Genomic DNA, 21,300 nt, shown 5'->3' on the forward strand with positions numbered 1-21,300 from the left:
TTGTTCCGAAGATGGGACAAGCGCTATCCATGAATGGCGCGGAATGCAGGTTTGGCCTTGTGCTTGGAAATGAATCACGCTACTTCCAGCGCCACACCACAAAGACCTTGGCGACAGGGTAGAAGGCGAGTTGGCGGAGTGGTGACGCAGCGGATTGCAAATCCGTGTACACCGGTTCGATTCCGGTACTCGCCTCCATTTAAAATCAAGTACTTAGATGGCTCACCGTTTCCGTTTGAAATCGCGTCTAATCAAATGTCTAAACATTCTGTTTTTGTTCTGTTCGTTTTTCGGGTCGCGAACGGGGTGTGAGGTAATGGCTATTTTCGGCGACTTTGGGCTTCGATTGCCCGCACGCGCTGACGGATTTGCTGGGTGTAGTGTGCGACCATCTTGGGGCTTTGCCCGGTAACTGCGGCCACTAGTTCGTCATTGCATCCTGCCTCGACCAGTTCACATGCGGCGTTATAGCGCCAGCTGTGAATGTCGAATTCCAGCGCTCCGATGTCTTCCCTGATCTTCCGAATGGCCTGTGAGGCACCGCGATATGACCAGCGATTGGTAGCGCGGTGGTTCGTCAGCATGAACAGAGACCGACGCGGGGCCGCATCCAGTGCTTCCTGAAGGGCTGGTACGATTGGCACCCAAAGCCGCTTGCCAGTCTTGTTCTGTTTGACCGTGATTCCGCCGTCCTGAATATCTCCCCACCGCATTTCCAGCACGTCACCAATGCGCTGGCCTGAACCAAGGCACAATTCCATTAGCAAGCGTTCGCGCGTTCCAATAGGTGCGGCTTTCCGAAAATCGTCTATCAGGCTTTGCGGCCATGGCTGGCGTGGGTCAGTGTCCACCTTCAGCAGCGACACGCCCTTGGCGGGGTTGTCGGTACGCCACCCAAGGTCGATGCAGTGTTCCATCAGAATGCGAATGACCTTCACTGCATAGTTCGCGAAGTAGGGTTTTTCGGCGTTCTGATCGCGCAGGCGGATAACATCCTTACGCTGCAGGTTTGCCGGGTTCAGTGGTCCGAACCGTTCGTCAATGAAGGCGGTGTATTTGTCATAATCCAGCGCCGTGCGTGGCTTCAAGTTCCGGTAGCGCGGCGACTTGTGGTAGCTGCGAATTAGCGCGGAAAAGCTGCGGCGCAGCACCTTTGGCTGTTCCTCGCCCTTTAGGATGGCGGCATATTCGGCCCAAAACTCAGGGGTTCCAAAGTCCGATTTTATCTTTTGTGATGGCCATCCGCGCCGCTGAAAATAAAGCCCATTGCGTTGTCGGTATATAAATTTAGGAAGCTCCCGCTTTGCCATATCGCATATCCACTTTGTCAAATTCCGAAAGGTTTTCCGGTTCCGTTTCTAATTCTAGCTCTATTCTTTTCCCCTCAATCACCACGCGCTTTACAACCCGCCCTTCGGCTTCGAAGGCTTTCAGGTAGTTCAGGGCCTTCTTTTCGGCTGTCATGGCGGGCATGGTGCATCCCCTTCCATCGGGCCGCGCGGCACCTCATTCCACTGTTGGCCATCCAATGTTCGCCCGGTAGCTTCCTTTGCCGCCCGTTTCATCAAGTGCACGCGGTCACCGTGAAATCCTGTGCCGCCTTCTGCGTACAGGATGGTCCATCCTTCGCGGCTTGCTTTTGAGTAGTCGGCCCGCCAGTCTGGATCATCCCTGTCTCGGTCGATTTCAGCGGACCAGTTTCCCCATTGCTTGAAGAAGAAAGATGTGCCGGCCGAACGGCACTGCTCTCGCAGATCACGTGCCCAATCGGGGTGCATCGGGCGGGCGTTCGTCCCGCTTTCACCACCGCATATGACCCAATCAATCTTCGGTCCAATCTCGCCAAGGCCGTCAATGCCGGTAAGTGCGTTTTGCGCGATGGTAATGTGTTTCCCGAGCTTTTTTTTGGGGATCCGTGCAAGGTCCATGTTTCCAAGCATTGGCTCTGCGCTGACGAAACGAACGCTTGCGGGAACATTCAGAAGGTGCGGAATATTTTGGTCTGCCGTTTTTTGTGTCCCGGCGCTGGTGCCAAGCCAGACCTGCGGCCATCCAGCGCCCCAATCTGGTGGTAGCATCTTCGCGATGTTCTGCGGACGTTTCGTCAGCAACAGCCAATCCAGCTGGTCACATTCGCGGATAAGCGCCCAAAGGTCTTCGCGCCAGCTGGTGTCCACGGCATTGTCGAAGACATCGGCCAGCGATGCGCAGAAGACCCGCTGTCGCCGCCCGTGGGCAGCGTGGAAGGCGACGGCCTGTGCATTCCACCGGCGGGGCTTGTTCCAGTTCTGTGTGCTGGTCCTTCGCCGTGGAGCCTTTGGCCCCCAATGGATGCCGCCGGTAAACCGTTGGTCCCGGCTTTCCGCGTAGCAGTGATCGCATTCAATCGCGACTTTTTGGCATCCTTCCCATGGGTTGAACGTGTGGTCGGTCCATTCGATTTTCGACTGTTCAGCCATGGCTATCTCCTTTCAGGCAGGCGGCTTTCGCCTTATCGACTGCGGCGCGTTCTTGCCGATCTGTGGCCAGCCTCGCGCGGTATCGCTTCATCACATCGACCAGTTGGCGGCGGTCCACTTCGACGGCCCCGGCGGCGACCGCCTTGACCCGCATCGCTTTGCAGATGTCGAAGTGCGGGTGGCTTTTGGGTTGGAACCACTTGCGAGCCACGCCAATGCGGTCGGCCATTGCCAGCAGTTCGTCCATGTTGTCGGCCAGCATGTGGCACATGATCATCCGACCGACCCTGTGGCGGGGTGCATCAACATAGACCGCCATCAACCCACCCTGCGTTTCTTCTGAAGGCCCGCAATCAGTCGCAGTGCATCTGTGTCCGGAGTGACTACATTCGCCAATCCATGCGCAGCAGCAGCTGCGCCGCTGGGAAAGGTCGGGACGTTGGACGTGTAGTTGAATGCGCTGTCGTCAACGCGATGAAGCCGCAGCGCCAGAAGGTGCGCGGTGTCATGAGTTTGCAGCCATCCGCCGCAAATGCAGCCATCACGCTGGTGGCACATAAACAGCCCCGGCGGTTGCTCCCATGTCTCACCGTCATAGGGTGGCAGCTTGGCGTATTCTTCGGGATGCCAGATACCGGATGGCACATCGCGGCGGTAAGGGCATGATCCGCAAGGGCGCTTTGGGGGGCGTGGCAGGTCTGTCATTCTGTTACCTCCCGCGCTGGTTCCAATAGGCTGCGATGCACGGGTGCAAATGGCCAGTCGTCGCCTCGGGCCATGGCGTTGCAGCGGAGGGTTTCGGCTTGGTGACGATAGCAAAGCCACGACCACGTGACGCTGGTGGTCGTGCCGCGCCCGGATAGGTGCAGCAGTTCGCCTGTGTTCGGGTTGCGCAGGCGAACCTTGTCCTTGGACGATAGAGTCAGGAATGCGCGTTGTATTGAGTTTGCGAGTTGTACCGGCATGTCTGGCTTTCAGGTTTCTGGTGTCCGTCGCTGGCCCTCGTTTCCAAGGGCCAGAAAGAGACATCAGGCTTCGGGGGTGCCCTTGAAAGTCGGCAATGCCGTCTTTTCCTTGGCCTCTTCGACGGCTTCCTTGAAGGCGGCTTCAAAGGCTTTTTCAGGGTTGTAGACGGACAGGATGAAGCGGACGGTGCTGCCCGCCTTGCGGTAGCGGAAACGCACAGGCATGCGGTATGCCGCTCCGCCCACGAAGACCGGGATCGCGACGATGATCAGGTTCGGGATCTTCAGCGGCTGGCCGGCCGCGTCCTTGTGTTCGTTCAGGAACTGGATTTCGCCTTCGCCGGTGTCCCGGTTGCTGACCAGCTTCAAATCGCTGGTTTCAAATACTTGAAACTGGCGCGACATCTGCAGCAGCTGGGTCAGCTGGCCATAGCGACCTTCTATCTGCTGGGCGGTCTGAATCAGGCGGTTTTCCCACTGCTGATTTTTCTCGTCTTCCTTACCGGCAATGATGGCTGGCGTCGGATCCATGATGTCTTTGGCGTTGGCTTCGATGAACTCGCCAAGGTCATCTTTGTCCATCGGTTCGCCGGAAATTTGGGTCCATGCCTTCCATTCGTCGGACAGGGGGAAGTCGTAGATTGCCCGGTGATGGCAGTGGCGTGCAGACGGATCGCCTTTCGGGTTGAGCGGGTCTGCAGCGCCAGCGGCGTGGTAGTCCGCAACGCAAGTGATGGTCGGTGCCTGCATGTCGGGTTTGGCGAACAGAACGGATGTCTCGCCCTTGTTCCGGTTGGTCCAGTCGATAAGGCTTTGCAGGTCGTCAAAGCGTGCGGTGCCTTTGCGGCGGGTCGGCTTCAGGTGTTCCGCCGCCGCCAGATGCTTGGCGGTAAGGTCTTCGACCTTCCGGTGTTCAGGCACCGTCACCAGATGCGGCTTGGTCAGGTCCAAACCTTCGGGTGTTTCGATTTCATCGTGATGGCCCAGCTTCTCCATCACATCCCGCATGGTGACGGCGGGATTTTCCACGGTGGCAAGGTTGGTTTCTTTGGTCACTGTCGTGTTCCTCTGCTGTGGTCAGTGAAGGGTCAGTCCGCGTCGCGGATTTCGCCGGTCACGGGGTCGAAGTCTTCGACATCGCGGACGGGCTGATGCATGCGCTTCATCATCGGGCTGTAGAGGGTCAGTTCCCCTGCATCGTTGATGTATGCGCCAGCGCTGGACGGCGGTTTTTTCGGGGCCTTGAAGGCTACATTCGCCCCCATGCCCACGTCGCCGGAATTACCCACGGCATAGGAGATTTGCAGGGTCATGGTCCCGCTGCAGCCCTTGGGTCCGTGTTCGGCGTTGTGTTCCAGAAGATCCTGCATCAGCTTCTGGTGGCCCGACATCACTTCAGCCATGAAGTCGCCGCCATCAAACAGCATCAGAATTTGTTCCAGTGTCCGCATTTTGTACGGATCGTGCGGGTCCGCCGTGGGAAGTGGGGCTGGCTGTTTGCGTTGGGTCATCAAGGTTACACTCCTTGCCGGTGTTTTGCGTTGAGGTTTAAGCGGCTACGCCATGCCGCGCGGTGCGCGAGATTGCATCGCGTAGGGTTTCCAATTCCACGAAGGCGTCAGCCGCGCGGCGCAGGTCGTCGGAAATCATCTGGGGCTGCGTGCGGATGCTGGACACCACGGTGACCCGCGTGCCGCGTTCCTGAAGGAAGCCCACCAGCGGGGTGAAATCGCGATTGCCTGTGAACAACACCGCATGCGCAATGGACGGGGCCAGCTTCATCATTTCCACCGCCAGTTCCATGTCGGTGTTGCCCTTGGTGCGCTTGCGCCCGTCTTCGGCCTCATAGACTTTGGCGGGCTTGGTCACCACGTTCCAGCCGTTGTATTGCATCCAGTCCACCAGCGGCTTGATGGCCACGTGGTCGTCGGTGTCGGCCAGCGGGGTGAAGTAGCTGGCACGCAGCAGGCGACCCTTGGCCTGAAAGGCTTCCAGCAACCGCTTGTAATCCACGTCGAAGTTCAGAGCGCGGGCGGTGGAGTAGAAATTGGGGCCATCGACAAACAGGGCCAAATTCTCGTCGGTATAAAACATGGTATCTCCGTGTGGTTTTAGGACTGGTCGAGCACAGCGTCAGCGATGGCATGAACCACCGAAGCGGGAACCCATTCGCCCGCCGCGTTCTCTTTGAGTTGCTGCAAAGCCCGCTGCATTGCAGTGGCGCGGTCCAGTAGGGGTTGGAACATGATGCACATGGCCTCATACTGCTGTTCCATCGACATGCTGTTCCAAAGCTCGTCCGCCTCCGCCATGTCGATGACGAGTTTCCCGTCTTTGATTCCGGAATTCATGGGCTGTTTGATCGGCATTGTTGCCCCCTTGAGGTTAGATGGTCTTGAGTTCGAAGCGGCCATCCAAGAATTCGTCAGCGCCTCGCGCCCAAATTGGATTTTCGCCATCAGTGGTGGACGCATAAAGGATTGCCGGTGTCGCGCTTGCCTCAAGGAAGCAATGCCCGTGAACGGCGTATTCAACCCCGCTTTTGAGGTGCAGCCAGCGAGAACCCATCGGGGCGGCAGCATTCACTTGCGCCATTTCATGGGCCATTTCATCAGGGTGTTTCATGTGCGCCTCCTGCTGTCGGGGGCTGCAATACGACCTGTCCACGCATCGAATTCGGTGCGCAGACGGTCAAAACGGTCGCGGGCGGCTTGGTCGCTGTTCAGATCGCGACGGCTGCTCACATTGCAGCAGGTGCGCAGGTATTCAGCGGCACCGCTGGCGTTGAATGCATCACCGGGAAAGCCGCAGCGCACGGCTGCGAATTTCTGAAACGAGGGGTTGTTGCACAGTATGCCAGCCTGTTGCGCGGCAGGCATGTCTGCAAAATGTGGTGTCCTGCGGTCGGTCACGACGATGCGCCCCCCGAAGTTGCGCAGGACGGAAGCTGCGGGGTGGCTGGGTGAGCCGCAATTAAACCGGCATTGTCGGTGTCTTCCGAGGTGCGCTGCTGGCGGGCCAAGCGTTTCCAGTTTGCCATCGCCTCTTCTTCGGTCGCGCCATCAGCGCAGATGCCGTGCAGGTCCAGTTCCCACCGATGGGTTCGGTCGCCAGCGGGCGGGTCGAACCGTCCGAAGGTTTCCAGCACCTCGTTCACAAAGGCGTCCATCTGACCATCGGCGGACAGGCATTCCAAGTTCTGCAGGAAGGCGGGAAGGCGGCTGTGCAGGGCTTCCATCACGCAGCCTCCTGCATCTGGGATAGAACATCGGATGCAGCGGCGCGTTCGGTGGCGTCGGTGGAATGGCGCAAAATGGTTTCGCAGGCTTCGGCCAGTTCGCGAATATGGGTCGGCCCGGCAGCGCGGATCGCGTTGCGGGCATCGTCCAGCTTGGCGGCGATGGCTTCTGATCGGAGTGCCAGCGCCAAGGCGAATGGGCGATTGCGGGCGGTCTGCCGCCAGCGCAGCAGTTCACCGCAAATTTCTGGCAGAACTGCGGCCAGCTTCGCGCAGGTTTCCACGTCGAAATCGCCGGGCTGCGGTGGGTTGGTTAGGTTCGCCAGTTTTGCCAGCAGATCATCGCTGACATTCGGCGTGGCTTCTGTCGTATGCATCGCTGCCTCCATCGGTTGATGGAAGGCAGGGTATCCAAAAAAAATGGACTTGCAAGAGAAAAATCCAAATTATATGGATCACGGTGCGATGGGCGCGCTACGCGGATGGCTGTCGCGCGTGTTTCCTGAAGTTAAGGGGGGGGGAGATGTGGCTGACTGCGCATCCCATCAAGGTTTGAGCGCATCGCTGCGCGGGCGCGGAAATGGACGCTTCCGACGCGCTCTGCGCCAATCTTCACAGCATCGCTTTGATGTGATCGGCGCAGCCGCAAGGCGCAAGTTTACGGTAATCTATCTAATATTGGTTGTACCGTTTGAGGCGTGGCGTGTTGCGGGGTCGCCTGATGTTCACGCCGCTGGCGATCGTGGGCGATGCCGACCTGAGTGTTTTTAGTTGTGCTGCGCGCACGTTCCTTAATTGTTCTAAATTCGGAGGATTGGATGCGGAGGCCGCTCACATATAGATTGGCAAGGGTTGCAAACTGGTTCGGAGTGAACCTTAATTTTGTGTTTGATCCCATTCACTATTTGCGCGTTCGAGTGCGCCAAAAAGGCTCTCTTGAACGTCAGCGGGAAGCTGGGCGAAATCGCCGTTCATAATAAAGTTAAAGTCGATCCGGTGTGCGCGGTACAGATACTTCATCACGTCCCTATTTGGAAACTGAAGCCCCTTTTCAATATTGTTATACGAAGTCTTTGAGATTCCGCAGGCGCGGGCGAATTCCTGCTGCTTTTCGAAGCCGCTGACGTACCGCGCCGCCTTCACGCGAATAGCACTTGCCTTCACGCCCATGTCGCCACGGTGGGCGATGTACTCTTTGCGCTCAATATCCATGATCTAGTTCTACGCATTGTCCAGAAAAAATGAACCGGATATGAAATGGATGTGGACAGTCCATAAAAAATGGACTACCTGTCTTTTTCATGACAAACACATCCGAAGTCTGTGACCAACTTGGCCGAAAACGCATGGCGGAATGCCTTGGTGTTGGGGTGACCACCATCAGCAACGCAGCTGTGTCCGGTGTTTTTCCTGCCAAGTGGTATGCGGTGGTTAAAATGCTTTGTCGCGAAGATGACATCGCCTGCCCAGATAACCTTTTCAATTTCATCAAGCCCGCAGATGCCGCCGACGACGCCGACGACGCCGACGACGCCGATGGTGCTGGCGTGTCGATGAAAAGGGCCAGCTGATGCGTGGGTATGTGCTTTTTGTTTCATGCGTTCACCCTGCACCGCATCCCCGCGCGTGCATAGGAAACGAGGTTTCCGATGCCTGATTTTCGCAAAATAGTCCGCGCAAACATGAAGTCACTTGTGGACTGGCTTGGCTGCTATGACGCGGTGGCAGAGACTTTTAATGCCCGCTGGGGCGGCGGTTCCAGCAAGGGTACGGTCAGCAAAAAAGTCAGCGGAAATCTGGATTGGACGGTGGCCGATGTTATTGCGCTGGAAGATGCGGCAGGGCGGTATCCTGTCACCCGGATGCTGGCGCGGCGACTGGAAGAGCGACCCGTGGATGACGGCGGCAGCTTGTTGATGGATGGATCCAGCATCGCCAAGGAAAGCGGCGAAGCGATTTCTGCCATTCTGGCGGCGGAGCAATCGACCTGCGCCGATGAACGTGCTCAGGCCATCAAGGAAATTGATGACGCCATGTTCGCCATGCGTCGGGCGCGGGCACGGTTGGAAAAGCCGATTGAAAACGGGGGTGCTGAATGACGCGCCTTCGTCGCCCTTCCGCCCGCCACCCCGCCTTTCTGAAGCGCCGCGACCATGCACGGCTTTGGCGTTTGGTCGAAGGTGCCGTGGTCGATGCGTTCCGCAATCACCCGGACTATTTGACTGTCGCCGGGCATAGGTCTGCGGTCCAGTCGGTGACTAAACGCGTGGTGGGCCAGATTGTCGGCCACGCAAAACAGGCGCAAGGCGCGGTCAGCCCTCCTCCTGCTGGGGCTGGCTCTTGTGGTGGTGCCGCTCGCAACGGTGCTGCCAGTGGTGCGGGGCGGCATTTCCTCCCGCTGCCCCGCACCCGCTGGCCTGATCTGCATGCCGCTTTGTGCGGGAAGGAAGCATGATGGGCGTCGATGTCATGTTTCCCCGCGATCCCGATTGGGACTGGCTGAAGGCAGCATTCCCCAGCGGTGTTTTGTTGCATGTGGATTGTCCGTTTTTCGAAGTAGTGCGCCGCGCTGCCGGACGGATGACCTATCTGGCCACGCCCTACACTCGGCTCGTGCATGATGATGGGATGCAGTGGGATGCTGCGCATTCCGCTGATGTTGAAGTTCGCACCGCCCGCTGGGCGCGGGCCTTCGCGATTGAGGGGGTCTCGGTTGCATCGCCCATCCTGATCGGGTGCGCCATGCTGAATGCCGATGTGGAGCGCCAGCTTGACCCGCTGGATGATGTGTTCTGGTCGCGCTGGTGCCAGCCGATGCTGGCGGCCAGCGGATCGGTGATCATCCCGGCGATGGAGGGTTGGGATATGTCACGCGGTATCTGGCGCGAAGCTGGCTGGGCACTGCGAAACAATATGCCCGTCTATCTGGTGGCCGAAGGGTCGGAATTCGGGGGTGACCTGTGACCGCACGCGCCAGCGTTTCATCGAGCCGGTCCAAGTCCGCCCAAGCGGCGGAACGCCTTGCGATGATTTTTCACCCCCGCGGGTCATCTGCGGATGATTGCGCGCTGTTGAAGGCGCGGGCTGCGGGCGACAACTTCACGGACATTGCAGTGCGGCTGGCCCGCCCACGCATCGCGGTCGAACAGCGCTGGCACCGGCTGCGCGTGGTTCCGAATATCCTGAAGCAGCTGGAAGCCTATGGCCTGTCCGCGCGTCCTTATCCTTTGGATGGGGGCCGTCATGGGTAAGCGCCTGTATAGCGACATCAACGTGCGGGGCACGGTCTATGCTGATGCGAACGCGGCGGCGGAAGCCTTGGGGGTCACTGCCGGTCAGGTGCGGATGGCTGTCCGCCGTGGTCGTATTGATGCTTTGGGCACGCGGCCAGACACTCGGCCTGTCACCATTCGCGGTGTGACCTATGGCAACTTCAGCGATGCTGCGCGGGCGCTTGGCGTAAATCCGAACACGGTGCGTGCGGCCTATCGCAACGGCACCCTGCATCGTGTCGGAACCGGGCGGGCCGGGCCGGAACCCATGCCGGTCAGGATCGCAGGTCGGGACTTTGACAACGTGCATGACGCGGCGAAGCATTTTGACTGCTGCCCGCATACGATTTGGGCGGCTTTGGCCGACGGCGACCCGGACCGGGTGGCTCGTCCGCAACGGTGCAATCCTTGGAAATCAAAACCCTTTCAGATCGGAACCCTGTCTTTTCCATCGATGCGGGCCGCAAGCCGCGCACTTGGCTTCAAGGATGAAGAATTCATTGCCAAGGCCATCAAGCGCAAATCCAAGCGCGGTCGCGAACGCATTCTGGCAGCGGCCATGGCCTATGCTGACAGCGGCGCTGTGCGCCACAATCAAGGGGGGTCGGCACCATGACCCTTCCGGCGCAACGCCTTGCCAATGCACCGGCGGCGCATTTCGACCTAGAACCCTTTCACGTCACCGCGCATCGCGAACTGGCGGAATTTCCACTGGTCAAGCCCGGCGTGTGTCTGAACCCGATGTGTTCGCGACCCTTCGCGCCATCGCGCAGCTGGCAGCGCTACTGCTGCGAAACCTGCCGCAAGATGGATGAAGCCGAAATGCGGCGCATCGGTCAGAAGGCCGCGCCCGCCCTGCTGGCGTGGCGCATGGGGAAATATGAAGAGGAAGACGCCGCGCTTCGGGCCTTGTCCCGCGCCGGTCGCAACTACATCACCCGGCTGCAGTCGGAATGGTATCGCGACCGCATGGCACGTGCGTCCGAAAGGAGGCAGGATGTCTGACGCATCACTTGATAGGTTCAAGGAGTATTCCACGTCTGGCTCATTCAATCTCGCTTTGTCGCGGGCGCAAGTCTCCGCCTTGGCGATGATTGCCGAGCATGGCGATGCGTTGATGGGTGCCCATACCTATCGCGCCCTTCACCACAAGGGGCTGGTGGCGGAAATCCAAGCCGAAGGCGGCGGGTTCGAATGTCGGCTCACCCCTGCAGGTGTCTATGCCTTAAAGCTGGTCCGGTTGGCGGATTTGGTTCAAGGCGACCCTGACCCGGTGGGGGCTGAAATTCAGGGCCTGACGCGGGATCTGGAAACAGCGCGCGGGATTGCGCGGAACGCCCTGCTGTTCGCCCGGTCGATGAAGGCGCGGGCTGAGCAGGCGCACAATGCGGTGAAAAGAGTTCGGCGCTTCCTGCGGTCGGGTGCCCCACGGCCCAAGCCGATCATCAGCCTGAAAGATCCCAGCCCGGACCTGACACTTTCACACATGTCCAGCGCGCTGGACATGGCAGAACGCAATTTGAAGGGAGGGCAGTAATATGGAAGCGGCAAGAACAATCAGGCTGGTCGATAGTGATGACCTTTTTGATTATCCCATCCCATCCGGCGAACGTCTGGACAGCCACTTTTTTATCACGTGGCGGTTTGACTGGTGGCTGCATTCGGAATTTCGCCTGCTGGCGGACAAGGAGGTCCGCGCGGTTGGGTTCGACCTGTTCAACATCGCGCAAAAAGAAGATCCGGTTGGCACGCTGCCACTTGATGAACGCCTGCTGGCGCGACTTACCGGGGAATCGCTGGAAGAATGGCGGCGCTTGATGGAGCGCCCGATTGGGCCGCTCTACAACTGGAAGCAATGCCGCTGTGACAATGGCTACGTGCGTCTGTATCACCCGGTGGTTCTGAAGATCGCGCAGGATGCCCTTGGGCTGCGCGAAGACCGGCTGGCCAAGCGCGAAGCCGAACGCGAACGCAAGCGGCTAGAAGCCCTGCCGGACAAGATGCTGCGCAGTGGCGCACCCAAGGGCATGACCGAAGACAAGGCGCTGGTGCTGCAGTTCGACCAGTTCATGGTGGATCACTTCGACGCCATGGGACAGCGCCGCCCCGCGCTGATCCGTAAGGCGCTGGAAGCGTTCTCGCTGATGCGGGAAGGCATCGACTGGCAGTCTGAATTCAGCGCCTGAAATCGTTCCGCGTTTCTTCCGTCGGAAGGAACTTGGAAAGAACCCGGAACGAACCCGGAAGAAAATCGGAAGGTATTGGATGGATTTTGCACGTTTTGCGCCTCGTTCCGTCCGGATTTTTCCGGGCTGAAAGGACAGAAGAAGAAAAAATAAGAAACCGAAATTGCCAAAAGCGCCCCAATAGCAACCCACACGCCATTTGAGACCGGGGCAAATGCAATGAAGAAAGGCAGGATGGATGGACAGTGCTGAACAGGCGAACGGTGAAAAACGGGTCAGGGCCGTGCTGGTCGAACCGCTGCTGGCGCGCGGTCTGGCAAAGCCGAAGGGGTTCACGAAGCAATCGGACTTTGACGGGATGGTTGCAAAGGTGCTGTGCCCCAAGCTGGCCTATATGTCCGAACTGAACCTTGCGGCCTTGGAGGAAGAGGTTGCCGCCAATCCCAAGGGCAAGGGGCGCGACCAGATGATGATCCCCAATGAGATCCTTGAGCGCGCGGCCAAAATTCAGCCGCCCGCAGATGAGGCATCACCGCTGATGCGCGGCGTGTTCGCGGCGGCGCTGGGGCGGGATGCCATGGCGGACGGATGGGGGCCGGAATTGCTGCGGTTCCTGCGCAAGCACCGCGAATGGCCCAAATCGCGTGATGTGGGGGGGATCAAATCCGAAGCCGAAGCCGCGCTGCGCAAATCAGATGCAATCAATCGCCGTCAACAGTCTGGCCAGCCCGTTTCCAATCAGGACCGCGCGTGGCTGGCGGGGCGGAACAAGGCGCAGCGCAAGTGCGAGGAAATCACCGCTTTGGTCGCAGGGGGGTCGGCATGATGATGGGCAAGATCGAGGCGCAGGATTTGCAATGGTACGCTGTCCGGGTTGTGCGCAAACAGGTGGGCGGAATCAAAACCATCACGGTCGGGGGGGAGTTTGAAGCCTACCGCGACCGACAACGCCGATTGCGCAAGCGTCGGGTCGATGGCACAGGGAAACGTGTCTTTCTGCCCGAACACATCCTGCGCCGGGCGGGGTTCGAAGTATTCCTGCCTATCGAAAAGGTGCTGCGCCGGAAGAACCGCTTCAGTCCAGAGAAGCAGCTGGTGTCGAAGCCAAAGCTGGTCGACTGGCTGTTTGTCGGATGGCCGGCCGATGAATCGCGCTGGCACCGCCTGATGGAACTGGACGTGGTGGTTGGGGTCATGGGGACCGGTGGTCGCCCGGTCGCCATTCCGCCTGCCCGCATTGTCCGGCTGATGCGGCAGTGGGGTGGCGGAGAACTGTCGCTCGAATGCTACCGGATGATGAAGGCGGGGTATGCGGCAGGTGATGTGGTCAAAGTGCCGGATGGGCCATTTGCCGATTTCGATTTCACCGTGGTGGATGTGTCGGAAAAAACGGCCCGTGGCCTCGTCAGCATCTTCGGGCGCGACACGCCGCTGGACATTCCCCTGTCCAAGCTGCCGGTGTCCGAAACCATGCAGCACGAAATCAGCCGGGCGCAGGAAAGGGGGGGAGAGGTTGCCGACCCGCGCCTTACGCCTTGCGAATGCGGCCACCAGATGGCGCAGGTCATCCGTGCTGCGGATGGCCATTGCGTCATCTGTGGCAATTGCGACCGGCGCGCGGCGGTGGGGTCCAAAAGCGAAGGCGGCGCGATTGAGCGCTGGAATGCGTGGCGCAAGAGCGCGAAGTGATTTGGCGTTGGCAATAGGTCGGTTCACTCGACGCCGCCCCAACTTTTGGGAAATCTATTGGGCTGCCCTTGAAAAGTCATCCTGATACCAACAGATGAAATACTAGGTGGTTGGCTATCCGGGTTGGCCGCCGCTAGGTGGTTGGCTATCCGGGCTGGCCGCCGCACGGTGATACCAGATTTGGACATTTCGTAGGACGCATAGGCTGAAAGTTTGAGGCTAAATCCGACCAGCATTTGGTCTTGGTGCTGGATAGCCTCGCCGCACTTTCAGTGGCTCGCTTTTCAAGCTTGAGCGGTGCAGTTGGTTCATGCTCTGGTGTTTGCAATAGGCGGAATGTGAGTGGTCCGCCGCGCAGAAGTCTTCGGGTGCTGTAAGTTTATCTCCTGAGGGAACAGATCCAAGAGTCTGCTTTCCTCATAGCAAATTTCCGGCAACCGTGAACGCACGAACGATGCAATTGCAAGTGGGCCAAACCCAGACCCATCATCAAAGCTGGGCATACCCTAGCCGCGAGGTTTGGACATGCCAAAAATAATACTTCAGTTTGGGCCTCCGGCAGCTTTGCAAGAGGCAGGCTATGCCAGAACTGAACTTTTTGACCGACCTATTTGAAATGATCGCTGCACTTTCTGCGCTTGGCGTGACTTTCATTCTCTACATGGAAACGCGCCGCATGCGCGCTGAAATGCGAGAAGACCGGGCGGACATGCTGAGGCTTCGGGATGAAATAGTTCTCCTGAAGAAACAGCGCAAAGATTGAAGACAGGGAAGGGGCGGGAAACCGCCCCTTTCTTTATCTTTGAGCATTGGTTTCGAAATTCATGTGAGTTGCATAAAACGATACATAGGGGAACAAGCATGTCGGGAAAATTAAGTGCAGCATCACTGGCGAGCATCAAGCTGGATCTTGCATTTCAAAGCAAACAGCTGAGCAGTGCTTCGGGTTTTTTTTGGAAGTATGGCGAGCGCCTTTTCCTTGTCACCAACTGGCATGTAATGTCGGGTAGAAACGCCCTTGATAATAAATGCTTGGACCCAAATTTGGCCTTGCCGGACCGGCTAAGTGCGGGGGTCATACAAAGCGCGGGTGGGAAATTGGTAACAGGATCAGTGCAGTTTGAGTGGAAGCTCGGGGAGCGAACGCCTTGGCTTATCCATCCAACGTATCAAAGCGCGGTCGATGTGGCCATGCTGGACGTGAGCGCCGTTCCTCTAACTGGCGTCCTGCATTTTAATGAAAATCAGGACAACACGTATATGCTTATGTCAGGCGATGATGCCTTTCTTCTGGGATACCCTTTGGGGTTGGGGGTAAATAAAACACCACTTTGGAAGCGCGGAACTGTGGCGTCAGAACCGATGATGGATGTGGATGGACTTCCAAAATTCCTTGTGGATACCGCAAGTACCAGTGGCATGTCGGGGTCGGCAGTCATTACCAAGAAAACCTTCGGGCTTTTACAAAATGGTCAACGTTCAATGGGGCAGCACGTCACAACATTGGAAGGGGTTTATTCTGGTCGAGTTTTGGAAGCGGGTGATTTAAGCGCACAGATAGGAATCGTTTGGAAAGCCAGTGTTTTAAAAGAAATAGCGGATGGCGGTGTCTATTATACAGCGGATTGATCTCTGTTAAGTGCCACTCGATTTTGTTAAGGGGGGTTGACGGAATACATCATCTTCCCTTAACAGTCGGAATTGTCGAAGGTTCGGTGACCCCTGTTGAAAGACACATGTCATGGTTCCGGGCGGATTAAGGCGCACGTAATGCACCCGTTTTGATCTGCATTCCGATATGTCGAGGCTCCCACGCGAACGCGCTGCCGCCTCTGACACTGCTGCTGCAATGGATGATGTTGGCCCGGCTGAAAAGCGCGGGCCTTTTTTGTATCCGAATGTTTGTGTGAGACGTAAACGCCAGCAATGGATGCCGCAATGAAGCGCATCTGAACTTTCACTTGTCCATCGGTTTGAGGGCCGGTCGCAGATCCTGCGGCTGGCCTTTTTTGTGCGTGCAGTGGTTCGATAGGCCAAAAGAACCAAAGGGGGTTCGGTGGCGGGCGCAACTGCTGCCGATTGAGCCTGCGCGGTTGAAGGCTAGATGCGTGATGCGCCACGACTATGCACCGCGCCTGCACGCATTAGATTTTGGAAGGGATGGGATGTTCAGCGTCAGCAACATCGATGTGCGGGATCTGCAGCGGTTCGAAAACATGCTGGGGGCTTTGGGGCAGAAGGCACCGAAGGCGGTGAACCGCGCGCTGAACAGAACCGGTGACATGGCCCGCACGCAGGTTATTCGCACGGTCGCCAAGGAAACCAGCATGCCGCAGAAAATGGTACGCAACATCGTGCGCCGGGATCCATCCCGCGAAGGTGATCTGACCTATACCATCTACGGTGCAGGCGGTGACATTTCGCTGAAATACTTCAAGCCGCGCGAAACCCGCCGGGGTGTGACAGCTTTCGTGCGCGGGCAGCGGGAACTGTATGAAGGGGCGTTCTTGCGTGGTGGTGGCTTTGCGCGCGGGCGTGTCGAACTCAACATGGGCGGGCACGTCTTCCAGCGCGTAGGCGCGTCCAGAAAGCCCATCGAAAAACTGCCATCGGGTGTGGTTATCCCGGCGGAGATGGTCGAAGGCGCGTCCGCTAAGGCATTCGACCGCACCGTGTCTGAGCAGCTTCCCCGCCGGTTGGATCACGAAATCAGCCGCCTTTTGGGGCTGTGACGGGGCGATATGAGTACAAGCATACGGGGTCGAGGTGGGTCAAAATCGGCCTCTGAAAAAAGGGACCGTACCCCGCCTCGAAACCACACGGTGCGGAAGCGGCCCGAGGGTTCAGCAGTCAGACGGCTTTTGCAAAGCCTTAACAATAAGGGGATTTCACTTAACGCCGGGCGCTTAACATACCTGCCCCACCGGCCCCGGACAGGATGGACATGCACAGATGCAGCCAGCACATCAGGAAATGTCGCAGGCCGATTTTGCGCGGGCCATGGGGGTCAGCCGCGCGGCGGTCAGTCAGTGGAAGTCGAAGGACATCCTGCGCGACGATGCGTTCACCAAGCCGGGCAAGTCCGGCAAGATCATTTACCCGGTCGCGGTTGAACAGGTCCGGCGCAACCGTGACATCGGCCAATCGCTTGGCAATGGCATCGCAACGCGGACCACGGTGGATAACGTACCGCAGGTGCAGCCCGCTGCCGCGCCAGACCCCGTGCCCGCGACAGTCCAGCAGCCAAGCCTGCCGATGGCCGAAGCCGCCCCGGTTGAACAGACCACGCCCGAAGCGCCTGCCGCGTCATCGACCCCGGCGGCACCCAAGCCCGATACGGTCGAAGACCAGCTGAAGCGGGCAAAGCTGGAAGAACAGCTGCGGCGCAACCGGATTCAGGCGGCGGATGAAGCACTTCGGCAAGGCATGCTGATGTCTGCCGAAGATGCCCGCGAACAAATGGCCCGCATCGCGGGCATGATGCTGCAGATTTTTGAAGGTGCGTTGCCGGACTTTGCCGCTGCGATGGCCGCGCAGTTCGACATTCCGCAGCGCGATGTCCTGCACCTGCTGCGGGCGGAATTCAAAAAGGTCCGCAAGACGGCGGCGATGAAAGAACGCGCCCGCGCGGATGAAGTGGAAAAGGACGTGGCCACCTCGGTTGAACTGGATGCCTGATGCTGGATGTCGCCGTCACAAGCGCCGAATGGATGGCGCACGATGTTCTGGCGGATGTCATCGACCCGCCGCCGCCTGTCGATTACCTGACATGGGCTGAAGAAAACATAGTCTTTTCGTCGCGGGAAAGTCCGCTGCCCGGCCCGTACAACCGGGAACGCTTCAGCTACTTTGACGAAATCCTGCGGGCCTTGTCGCCCGATGACCCTTGCCGGGTTGTCACCTTGTCGAAATCAGCGCAGCTGGGCGGCACGGTGCTGGCCAATATTTTCACCGGCGGTTCCATGGACATGGACCCCGGCGACTTTCTCTATGTCCACCCGACCGACGAAAACGCGCGGCGGTGGTCGAAGATGAAGCTGGCCCCGATGCTGAAAGGCACCACGGCGCTGCGCAAGATTTTCCCGATGAAGGCCCGAGACGGGCAGGATTCGGTTTTCTACAAAGAGCGCCGCGACGGTCGCGGGGCTATCCAGATTTCAGGCGCGAATTCGCCCGCTTCGCTTTCGCAGGTGTCCATGTCCCGGCAGGTTCAGGATGACCTTGCCAAGTGGGATATGAACAGCGCTGGCGACCCTGAAACCCAAGCGGACAGCCGCAGTCAGGGTTACGAATTCGCCAAGATTTTCAAGATTTCGACACCCATGGTGGTTCCGGGGTGTCGCATCACCAAGAACTTCGAGTCCGGCAGTCAGGAATTTCTGCACGTGCCGTGCCCGCATGACGAATGCGGCCACATGCAGGTGCTGGAATGGGAAAACATGCTGGCCAGTCTGGATGAAGACCATCCAGAACGGGCACATTTTACCTGCGAAGGCTGCGGCGCTTCGATTGAAGAACACCACCGCCCGAAGATGCTGCGGGGGGCCAAGTGGATCGCCGCGAACCCGAAGATGAAGCGGGTGCACCGGTCATTCTACATCTGGTCGGCCTATTCGCTGCTGCAGTCCTTTGAGCGCATCGCGCGGTCATGGCTGTCGGCCAAGGGCGACCCACCAAAGGAACAGACCTTCTGGAATGACGTGGTGGGCAAAGCCTATCGCGTCTTGGGTGAAGCGCCGCCATGGGAAGACATCCGCGACCGCGCGTCGGAATCGGATTATGCCCACGGCACCATCCCTGCGGGCTTCCCGCTGCTGACCTGTGGTGTGGACTGTCAGGGTGACCGGGTGGAATGGCAGGTGGTCGCGTGGGGCCAGAACAAGCGCCGCGCGGTGGTCGAATATGGGGTGTTTAACGGGCACATTTCTGATGAAGGGTGCCAGTCGAAATTGAACGGCCTGCTGCGGCAGGGCTTTCGGAACGCCTATGGCCGGAAGGTTGAAATTGACCTGCTGGCCATCGACGGCAACGCCTACACCGAAGACGTGTGGGATTGGGCGCGTCGGCACACGGCATCCCGCGTCATCATGGTGCGGGGTGTGCATCCTGAAAGCGCCCCGCTGCTGGCGCAGGTGAAAAAGGAACGGAACCGACGCGGCAAGATTGTCCGCTATTCGAAGCGGTTCTTCAACTTCGCCTCGTCGGTTTTGAAGATGGGGCTTTATCGGAACCTGAAGAAAACAGATCCGGAAGAACGCGGGTTCATCGCCCTGCCGAAAGGGCTGGAAGATGAATTCTTTCGCCAGCTGACGGCGGAAAGCCGGAAGGCACAGAAGGCGAAATCGGGCTTCACCCGGTATCTGTGGGTGAAAGACCCGAACCAAGCGAACGAAGGACTGGACACCCACCTTCAGGCGGAAGCTGCGGCCATTCGCCTTGGGGTGCGCAATCTGCCGGACACCGAATGGGACCGCCTGATGACGGAACGCGAACGCCCGCCGGAAGATGTGCAGGGCGACTTCGAAGACCTGCTGATGGCGGCGCAGCCGCAGGCCGAACAGGTGGCGGATGAAAAGCCCGCCGAAGACGAAACTGAAGCGCAGGCCAAAGAGCGTGCGCGGTCGAAGTGGAGAAACAGGACGCGATGAGCGGTCTAATCAAGCCAGACGGAACGCCACTGGTGGCGGCTGAACGGTCTTCGCGCCCGACCGCCCGCTATATGCGTGACACCAAGAGTGGTGTCATCGCCAGTCGGGTCGCGCCCCTGACCAGCCATCGCGACGATGTGCGCCGGTCATGGTCGCGGGCTGCAGGTCTGGCCATGGACCTGATCCAGAACAGCGGTCGCTTGAAGGGTGCGACCGACCAAGTTTTGGCCGACACGGTGGGCGTGGGTCTGACCCTGACGCCTGACCCCGACCTGTCCGGCATGGGCTATGACGAAAAGGAAAAGGCTGACTGGATTCGGTTGGTCAAGAAACGCTGGCGGGCCTACTGGCGCAACGCCCGCGAATGCGACATGCGTGGCAAGCTGACGGGTCCGCAGATGGTGGACATCGGGCTGCGGTGGCACATCGCCTATGGCGAGGCAACCGGCGTCTTCGATTTCTTCACCGCAGGCGACCGCAGCCGGTATGGCATCACCAGCGGCACCAAGCTGTGCCTTGTTCCGCCGCCCCGGCTGGTGCAGGACACCAGCCCGCTGGATGGTCTGTTCCAAGGCGTGCATCACGATGGCAAGGGCCGTCCGGTGTCCTACCGGTTTGAAACCGTCACCGGCGGTTTGAAGTCGAAGCGCGACTACGCCGCCTTCGATGTCGATGGTCGCCCGCTGGTCATGCACGTCTTTGACCCGATGGACGCCACTGATGTTCGTGGCATTTCCCTGCTGGCACCGGCCTTCCGGAAGCACATTCAGGCGGAGATGCTGGATGATGCGACCCTGCAGATGGCCATTCTGCAGACGGTCTTTGCCATCACGCTGACCTCCGAAGCGCCAAGCCAAGATGCCTATGAGGCGCTGGAAGTGCTGAAGGAAAGCGAAGGCGGCACGGGCTATGCGCAGGAGTATCTGGACTTCCTTGGGGCGCAGCTGGACCGGGCGGCGGAAAGCCGGATTTCGGTTGGGGCGGACCCGCAGGTGTCGCACCTTGGCCCCGGCGAAAAGCTGGGCATGGAAACCGCGAAGGTTCCCGGTCAGGACTTCCTGCCGTTTTCGAACAGCCTTGCCCGCGACATGGCCCGCACCATCGGCATCACCTATGGCGGGTTGACGATGGACCACACCGCCGCAACCTATTCCAGCGTGCGCATGGAAAATGCGTCCATCTGGGCGGTGGTGATGCGGCGGCGCGAACGCATCGCTGCCCCGATGTGCCAGATGGTCTATGGCAACTGGCTGGATGAAGAAGTGGGCGAAGGCCGCATTCCGTTCAAGGGCGGATATGAAGCCTTCCGCGCGAACCGCGACCGGGTGGCAGCTGCGAACTGGCAGGGGCCAGCGAAGCCCACGGCAGACGATTACAAGTCGGCGCGGGCTTCGACCCAACGGCTGTCGAACGGCACCAGTTCCATCGCCAATGAAACCGGCGACCTTGGGGTGGACCCGGATGCGCTGTTTGAACAGCGCCAGCGCGAACACCAGCGCTATGTCGATGCCGGGATGGAATCGCCCTATGCGGCGCGTGATGCGCAGCCTGTCATCGAAACGGAGCCTGCCCCATGAGTACGATGAAGGTTGGCCAAGATGTCGTGCAGATGGATGACCCCTGCGCGATGGCCGATGCGTTGCGCAAGGTTCGCATTCGACTGAGTGCGGGCCAGCTGAGGGAAACCGTGCGCATGGACGGCGAAGAGGTGACATTCCAGCGGGCGCGGCTGGATGACCTGAAACAGCTGATTGCGGAATACGAAAACGCCTGTCGCCGGAAGACCGGCGGCGCGGCCCGCACCAGACATGCGAAGCGGTTCCGCTTCACCTGACCGACAAGG

At 59.1% G+C, this 21,300-nt stretch carries 31 protein-coding genes and 1 tRNA gene; 17 read left to right on the plus strand and 15 right to left on the minus strand.

The annotated features are described in order from the left end of the window. Positions 1-124 precede the first annotated feature (124 nt). Positions 125-198 (plus strand) — tRNA-Cys (locus SM765_RS15205). Positions 199-320: 122 nt separating this feature from the next. On the opposite strand, the gene SM765_RS15210 is transcribed toward SM765_RS15205, so the two are convergent. The 15 genes from SM765_RS15210 to SM765_RS15280 form a co-directional block, all read right to left on the minus strand. Continuing rightward, positions 321-1,310: a tyrosine-type recombinase/integrase gene (locus SM765_RS15210; RefSeq protein ID WP_368981560.1), complete on the minus strand. Its 990-nt coding sequence runs from the start codon at positions 1,308-1,310 to the stop codon at positions 321-323. Further along, complete coding sequence (locus SM765_RS15215) at positions 1,288-1,473, minus strand: hypothetical protein (protein WP_368981561.1); 186 nt, start codon at positions 1,471-1,473, stop codon at positions 1,288-1,290. Before SM765_RS15215 ends, SM765_RS15210 begins: the two co-directional genes overlap by 23 nt. Further along, positions 1,461-2,459, minus strand: coding sequence for a DUF5131 family protein (locus SM765_RS15220; RefSeq protein WP_368981562.1), 999 nt, complete (start codon positions 2,457-2,459; stop codon positions 1,461-1,463). Before SM765_RS15220 ends, SM765_RS15215 begins: the two co-directional genes overlap by 13 nt. Further along, on the minus strand, positions 2,452-2,778 hold the full coding sequence (locus tag SM765_RS15225) for a DUF4031 domain-containing protein (protein ID WP_368981563.1): 327 nt from the start codon (positions 2,776-2,778) through the stop codon (positions 2,452-2,454). The genes SM765_RS15220 and SM765_RS15225 overlap by 8 nt, the downstream gene beginning before the upstream one ends. Continuing rightward, a complete protein-coding gene (locus SM765_RS15230) occupies positions 2,778-3,164 on the minus strand; it encodes a DUF6283 family protein (protein WP_368981564.1) in 387 nt (128 codons plus the stop codon). Before SM765_RS15230 ends, SM765_RS15225 begins: the two co-directional genes overlap by 1 nt. A gap of 323 nt (positions 3,165-3,487) precedes the next feature. Beyond that, positions 3,488-4,480 (minus strand): DUF2303 family protein, encoded by a 993-nt coding sequence (locus SM765_RS15235; protein ID WP_368981565.1) that lies wholly within the window; start codon positions 4,478-4,480, stop codon positions 3,488-3,490. Positions 4,481-4,512: 32 nt separating this feature from the next. Further along, on the minus strand, positions 4,513-4,935 hold the full coding sequence (locus tag SM765_RS15240; RefSeq protein WP_368981566.1) for a hypothetical protein: 423 nt from the start codon (positions 4,933-4,935) through the stop codon (positions 4,513-4,515). 37 nt (positions 4,936-4,972) lie between these two features. Beyond that, positions 4,973-5,518, minus strand: coding sequence for a LabA-like NYN domain-containing protein (locus SM765_RS15245; RefSeq protein ID WP_368981567.1), 546 nt, complete (start codon positions 5,516-5,518; stop codon positions 4,973-4,975). Positions 5,519-5,535: 17 nt separating this feature from the next. Beyond that, positions 5,536-5,793, minus strand: a complete 258-nt coding sequence (locus SM765_RS15250) for a hypothetical protein (RefSeq protein ID WP_368981568.1) — start codon at positions 5,791-5,793, stop codon at positions 5,536-5,538. 16 nt (positions 5,794-5,809) lie between these two features. Then, on the minus strand, positions 5,810-6,049 hold the full coding sequence (locus SM765_RS15255; RefSeq protein WP_368981569.1) for a hypothetical protein: 240 nt from the start codon (positions 6,047-6,049) through the stop codon (positions 5,810-5,812). Further along, the gene (locus SM765_RS15260) at positions 6,046-6,336 is read right to left on the minus strand and encodes a hypothetical protein (protein WP_368981570.1); all 291 of its coding nucleotides are present in this window, start codon (positions 6,334-6,336) and stop codon (positions 6,046-6,048) included. Before SM765_RS15260 ends, SM765_RS15255 begins: the two co-directional genes overlap by 4 nt. After that, positions 6,333-6,662, minus strand: a complete 330-nt coding sequence (locus SM765_RS15265) for a hypothetical protein (protein WP_368981571.1) — start codon at positions 6,660-6,662, stop codon at positions 6,333-6,335. Before SM765_RS15265 ends, SM765_RS15260 begins: the two co-directional genes overlap by 4 nt. Then, positions 6,662-7,039, minus strand: coding sequence for a hypothetical protein (locus tag SM765_RS15270; RefSeq protein ID WP_368981573.1), 378 nt, complete (start codon positions 7,037-7,039; stop codon positions 6,662-6,664). The genes SM765_RS15265 and SM765_RS15270 overlap by 1 nt, the downstream gene beginning before the upstream one ends. A gap of 499 nt (positions 7,040-7,538) precedes the next feature. Beyond that, positions 7,539-7,874, minus strand: a complete 336-nt coding sequence (locus SM765_RS15275) for a helix-turn-helix domain-containing protein (protein ID WP_368981574.1) — start codon at positions 7,872-7,874, stop codon at positions 7,539-7,541. 74 nt (positions 7,875-7,948) lie between these two features. Then, on the minus strand, positions 7,949-8,260 hold the full coding sequence (locus SM765_RS15280; protein ID WP_368981575.1) for a hypothetical protein: 312 nt from the start codon (positions 8,258-8,260) through the stop codon (positions 7,949-7,951). An 84-nt stretch (positions 8,261-8,344) separates the two neighbouring features. On the opposite strand from SM765_RS15280, the gene SM765_RS15285 reads away from it, so the two are divergent. The 16 genes from SM765_RS15285 (at position 8,345) to SM765_RS15360 (ending at position 21,291) form a co-directional block, all read left to right on the plus strand. After that, a complete protein-coding gene (locus SM765_RS15285) occupies positions 8,345-8,761 on the plus strand; it encodes a hypothetical protein (protein WP_368981576.1) in 417 nt (138 codons plus the stop codon). Between the two features lie 352 nt (positions 8,762-9,113). Continuing rightward, positions 9,114-9,626, plus strand: coding sequence for a DUF1937 family protein (locus SM765_RS15290; RefSeq protein ID WP_368981577.1), 513 nt, complete (start codon positions 9,114-9,116; stop codon positions 9,624-9,626). A 62-nt stretch (positions 9,627-9,688) separates the two neighbouring features. Next, complete coding sequence (locus tag SM765_RS15295; protein WP_368981578.1) at positions 9,689-9,913, plus strand: hypothetical protein; 225 nt, start codon at positions 9,689-9,691, stop codon at positions 9,911-9,913. Then, complete coding sequence (locus SM765_RS15300) at positions 9,906-10,550, plus strand: hypothetical protein (protein WP_368981579.1); 645 nt, start codon at positions 9,906-9,908, stop codon at positions 10,548-10,550. Before SM765_RS15295 ends, SM765_RS15300 begins: the two co-directional genes overlap by 8 nt. Next, positions 10,547-10,939 carry a hypothetical protein gene (locus SM765_RS15305; protein WP_368981580.1) on the plus strand — a complete coding sequence of 131 codons (393 nt, stop codon included), beginning with the start codon at positions 10,547-10,549 and terminating at the stop codon, positions 10,937-10,939. The genes SM765_RS15300 and SM765_RS15305 overlap by 4 nt, the downstream gene beginning before the upstream one ends. After that, on the plus strand, positions 10,932-11,471 hold the full coding sequence (locus SM765_RS15310) for a hypothetical protein (protein ID WP_368981581.1): 540 nt from the start codon (positions 10,932-10,934) through the stop codon (positions 11,469-11,471). Before SM765_RS15305 ends, SM765_RS15310 begins: the two co-directional genes overlap by 8 nt. Before the next feature lies 1 nt (position 11,472). Beyond that, complete coding sequence (locus SM765_RS15315; RefSeq protein WP_368981582.1) at positions 11,473-12,120, plus strand: hypothetical protein; 648 nt, start codon at positions 11,473-11,475, stop codon at positions 12,118-12,120. A gap of 238 nt (positions 12,121-12,358) precedes the next feature. Further along, on the plus strand, positions 12,359-12,946 hold the full coding sequence (locus SM765_RS15320) for a hypothetical protein (protein WP_368981583.1): 588 nt from the start codon (positions 12,359-12,361) through the stop codon (positions 12,944-12,946). Further along, complete coding sequence (nusG, locus tag SM765_RS15325; RefSeq protein ID WP_368981584.1) at positions 12,943-13,809, plus strand: transcription termination/antitermination protein NusG; 867 nt, start codon at positions 12,943-12,945, stop codon at positions 13,807-13,809. Before SM765_RS15320 ends, nusG begins: the two co-directional genes overlap by 4 nt. 580 nt (positions 13,810-14,389) lie before the next feature. Beyond that, positions 14,390-14,572, plus strand: a complete 183-nt coding sequence (locus SM765_RS15330; protein WP_368981585.1) for a hypothetical protein — start codon at positions 14,390-14,392, stop codon at positions 14,570-14,572. A gap of 98 nt (positions 14,573-14,670) precedes the next feature. Next, the gene (locus SM765_RS15335; RefSeq protein WP_368981586.1) at positions 14,671-15,438 is read left to right on the plus strand and encodes a S1 family peptidase; all 768 of its coding nucleotides are present in this window, start codon (positions 14,671-14,673) and stop codon (positions 15,436-15,438) included. Between the two features lie 536 nt (positions 15,439-15,974). After that, positions 15,975-16,541 (plus strand): phage tail protein, encoded by a 567-nt coding sequence (locus tag SM765_RS15340; RefSeq protein ID WP_368981587.1) that lies wholly within the window; start codon positions 15,975-15,977, stop codon positions 16,539-16,541. 220 nt (positions 16,542-16,761) lie between these two features. Beyond that, positions 16,762-17,487: a hypothetical protein gene (locus SM765_RS15345; protein WP_368981588.1), complete on the plus strand. Its 726-nt coding sequence runs from the start codon at positions 16,762-16,764 to the stop codon at positions 17,485-17,487. Further along, positions 17,487-19,457: a phage terminase large subunit family protein gene (locus SM765_RS15350; protein WP_368981589.1), complete on the plus strand. Its 1,971-nt coding sequence runs from the start codon at positions 17,487-17,489 to the stop codon at positions 19,455-19,457. Before SM765_RS15345 ends, SM765_RS15350 begins: the two co-directional genes overlap by 1 nt. After that, positions 19,454-21,034, plus strand: a complete 1,581-nt coding sequence (locus SM765_RS15355) for a phage portal protein (protein WP_368981590.1) — start codon at positions 19,454-19,456, stop codon at positions 21,032-21,034. Before SM765_RS15350 ends, SM765_RS15355 begins: the two co-directional genes overlap by 4 nt. Beyond that, positions 21,031-21,291 (plus strand): hypothetical protein, encoded by a 261-nt coding sequence (locus SM765_RS15360; RefSeq protein ID WP_083464354.1) that lies wholly within the window; start codon positions 21,031-21,033, stop codon positions 21,289-21,291. The genes SM765_RS15355 and SM765_RS15360 overlap by 4 nt, the downstream gene beginning before the upstream one ends. The last annotated feature ends 9 nt before the right edge of the window (positions 21,292-21,300 follow it).

The sequence above is a fragment of the Pseudophaeobacter sp. 1A09344 genome, from assembly GCF_041008745.1.
Taxonomy (GTDB): Bacteria; Pseudomonadota; Alphaproteobacteria; order Rhodobacterales; family Rhodobacteraceae; genus Phycobacter; species Phycobacter gallaeciensis_A.